Source organism: Promicromonospora sp. NPDC059942 (assembly GCF_042731755.1).
Lineage (GTDB): Bacteria > Actinomycetota > Actinomycetes > Actinomycetales > Cellulomonadaceae > Promicromonospora.
The window spans coordinates 24,301-27,709 of the sequence record NZ_JBHWLR010000026.1 but is presented as its reverse complement, the minus strand read 5'-3'; the positions used below and the strand labels follow the sequence as shown (position 1 = coordinate 27,709).

Below are 3,409 nucleotides of genomic sequence, written 5' to 3'. Positions count from 1 at the left end.
CTGCTTTGCGGACTTTGTAGGGTTGTTGTGGGGGGCGCCTCCCGTCCCGTCCCCCCCCGCCGCCGTCAGCCCCAGAGGCGGCCGATCGCGTCCCGGGCCACGAGGAACCCCACGATGCCGACCACCCAGGCGGTCGTGCTCGCGGCGTTCCTGGTGAGCCAGCCGTCGAGCCGCCGCAGCGGACGCTCCACGAGCCGCGCGGCGAACAGGCGGGCCGCCGTGAGCACCAGCGCGGGTGCGATCATCACCAGGCAGTAGCCCAGGACCCACAGCCCCGACATCGGCCAGCCCGGGCCCTGCGTGCCGATCAGGCCCAGTGCCGCGAGGTAGGGCAGCATCGACGCGACCTCCACCAGGCCGGCCCCGACCGCGAGCCCCGCCAGCGCCGTCCAGCCGCCGGACTCGCTCCCGAGCGCGCGCTCGCGCCAGCGGCTCAGCCTGCCCGGGCGTGCCGCCGGGACTCCGGCGCCGGGCGCGTCGGGCGCCGCCGTCGCTGCGTCGCCGGCCGCTGCCGTCGCTGCGTCGCCGGCCGCTGCCGTCGCTGCGGCGCCGGCCGCTGCCGCCCTGCCCGCCACTGCCTCGACCGCCATCGCATCGACGGCCTTGCGCTCCTTGGAGGGCTCCAGCTTGAAGCTCCACGCGAACAGGCCGATGCCGACCAGGAGCTGCGCGATCAGGAACGGGCGCGCGCTGGACAGGGAGGACAGCGTGTCGCTCAGCGCTCCCGCTCCCAGGAGGATCGCCAACCCGACCAGGGCGTAGAAACCCGCGATCGACCCGAGGTAGACGATCATCCGCCCCACGCGCACCCGGCCGGGCGCCATGAGCAGCCACACGGGGATGAGCAGGGTGCCGAAGCTCGTCGAGTCGATGAGCGCGAGCACGGCCAGCGCACCGATCAGCGCGGCACCCGTGAGCTCGCCGGAGATGAGGTCCATGCCCGTCAGCCTGGTGCCTGCCGCGCACGAGCACATCCGCCGAACCGCCGAGACCCGATACATCCTTCGGATGACACGTCGCGCACCGCCTCGTGCTGAGATGGACGCATGTCCCGCCTGTCCGAGCTGATCGCACCCGTCGCCAAGGTCGTCATGGCCGAGGACCGGCGCGGCGACGTCATCACGGCGGCGAGCCTCTTTGCCCTCGCCCTCGCGCTCGACGCGCTCGGCCTGATCCGCACCTCGTGGAGCGGTCTGCCCGACGCGCCGTCCTGGTGGTTCGTCCTCCCGGCCGTCGTCGGCTGCACCGCGCTGATCTGGCGCCGGGTCCACCCGCTCGGCGCCCTCGGGGTCGCCACCGTCGCCTTCGTCGCCGACATCGTGCTCGGCGGCAGCGTCGGCCTCGTCGTGATCGTGTGGGAGGCGCTGTACGCCGTCCACCTGCACGGCACCCGGACGGCACGCCGGGTCAGCATCGTCGGCGTCACGCTCGCCGTCGTCGGCCTGATGACGGTCATAGCGATCGTCATCGGCGGGCTCCGGCCGACCGTCCTGATCGGGCTGCAGGCGGTCACGCTCCTCGTCATGCCGATGTGGTGGGGCACGAACGTGCGGCAGGGCCGCGAGCTCACCGCCGCCGCGCGCGAGCGGGAGCGGCTCGAACGCGAACGCGGCGCCGCGCTGCTCCGCCTCGCCGAGTCTGCACGGCACGACGCCGTCCGCGCCGAGCGCGCGACCGTCGCCCGCGACCTGCACGACGTCGTCGCCTCGCACCTCTCCGCCATCGCCATCACCTCCGGCGGGGCGCTCGCGGGCGCCGCCGAGCCGGAGCGGGACCGGGCCGCGCTGCGCAGCATCCGCGCGGAGAGCCTCGCCTCGCTGCAGGACATGCAGGCGATGATCCGGGTGCTGCGGACCGACACGGAGCCCGGCGGGACGCGGCCGGACGGCGCCAGGCGAGGCGACGCCGGGCAGGGCGGCACCGGGCCGGGCGACGGCGGGCAGGACGGTGCCGGGCACGACGGTATTGGGCGGGACGGCACCATGCAGCAGGTCGCCGGCCAGGCCGGGGGCACGGACGACGCGGGCGGCACGGGGTACCGCGCCGACCTCGTGGCGGCGTCGCGTGCCGCCCAGCTCGCTCCGGTGATCGAGCAGGCGCGGCTCGCCGGGCTGGACCTGGCCGTGTCCGACCCGGACGGCGTCCTGACGGGCGCGACGCCCCTGCCCGCCGCGGTGGACCACGCGGTGTATCGGGTGGTCCGGGAGGCGCTGACGAACGTCCACAAGCACGGCGGCGCACGAGCCGACCTGAGCTTCGCCGCCGATGGTCCGCTCGAGATCGAGGTGCACGACGTCGGCGCGGCGCACGCCCGGGCGGCCCGTCCCCGGGCGGACGTCGGTGAGGGCACCGGGATCGGGCTAGTCTCGATGCGGGAGCGCGTCGAGTCCCTCGGCGGATCGTTCTGGGCGGGGCCGGGGGACGCCGGGGCGCCGTCGGCTCACCATCGGTCCGAGCCGACGCCGGCGGGGTGGCTGGTCCGCGCCGTCCTGCCCCTGCCCGACCGAGCCGGCATCGGCACCAGGGCGGGCACGGGCGCGGGCGCGGTCTCCGCGCAGCGCCCGGCGCCGGGCGTCACCGCATGATCCGCGTCCTGCTCGCCGACGACCACGCGGCGATCCGCGCGGGTCTGCGCATGCTGCTCGCCACGGCCGGCGACATCGAGGTGGTCGGCGAGGCGGGCGACGGCGCGGTCGCGGTCACCAACGCCCGCGCGCTGCGCCCCGACGTGGTGCTGATGGACGTCCGCATGCCCGGCACCGACGGCGTGACCGCCACCCGGCAGATCGTGGAGGAGGGGCTGTCGGAGGTCCTGGTGCTCACGACCTTCGACCTCGACGAGTACGTGTTTGGCGCGCTGCGCGCCGGGGCGGTCGGCTTCCTCCTGAAGACCGCGGAGGCGTCCGCCCTGGTGGACGCGGTCCGGCACGTCGCCGCCGGCGACGGCGTGGTGGCCCCGGAAGTGACCCGGCGGCTCATCGCGGAGCTGTCCGCGCCGGCCCGCAACGGCGTCGGCCACCGGGGCGGGTCCGGGCCGGCGGCCCTGCCCGCCGACCTGACGCCGCGCGAGCGCGACGTGCTGGCGGGGCTGGGCTCCGGCCTGTCGAACGCCGAGCTCGCCGCCGAGCTGACCATCAGCGAGGCCACCGCCAAGACCCACGTGTCGCGCGTGCTCGCCAAGCTCGGCGTGACGTCCCGCGTCCAGGCGGCGATCGCCGCCCGGGACGCAGGCCTGGCCTGACCCGCCCCGCCCTGCCCTGCCCTGCCCTGCCTCGACCCGACCCGACCCGACCCCCGAGCGTTGGGGGGGGGGGGGTTTTTTTTTTCTGCCCCTCCGCCCCCCCAACACCCCACCCCCCCCCACCCTTGGCGGGGGGGTGGTGTGTTCCCCCCCCCCTTCCGCCCATGG

3 protein-coding genes are annotated in these 3,409 nt (G+C 75.9%); 2 read left to right on the top strand and 1 reads right to left on the bottom strand.

Annotated elements, in window-relative coordinates; all coding sequences use genetic code 11:
* Positions 1–65 precede the first annotated feature (65 nt).
* A complete protein-coding gene (locus ACFV9Q_RS26415) occupies positions 66–938 on the bottom strand; it encodes a GAP family protein (RefSeq protein WP_377236889.1) in 873 nt (290 codons plus the stop codon).
* A 108-nt stretch (positions 939–1,046) separates the two neighbouring features.
* Here ACFV9Q_RS26415 and ACFV9Q_RS26410 point away from each other — a divergent pair, with 108 nt between their 5' ends.
* On the top strand, positions 1,047–2,585 hold the full coding sequence (locus ACFV9Q_RS26410; protein ID WP_377236888.1) for a sensor histidine kinase: 1,539 nt from the start codon (positions 1,047–1,049) through the stop codon (positions 2,583–2,585).
* Positions 2,582–3,241, top strand: coding sequence for a response regulator (locus tag ACFV9Q_RS26405; protein ID WP_377236887.1), 660 nt, complete (start codon positions 2,582–2,584; stop codon positions 3,239–3,241). The genes ACFV9Q_RS26410 and ACFV9Q_RS26405 overlap by 4 nt, the downstream gene beginning before the upstream one ends.
* Positions 3,242–3,409: the final 168 nt, after the last annotated feature.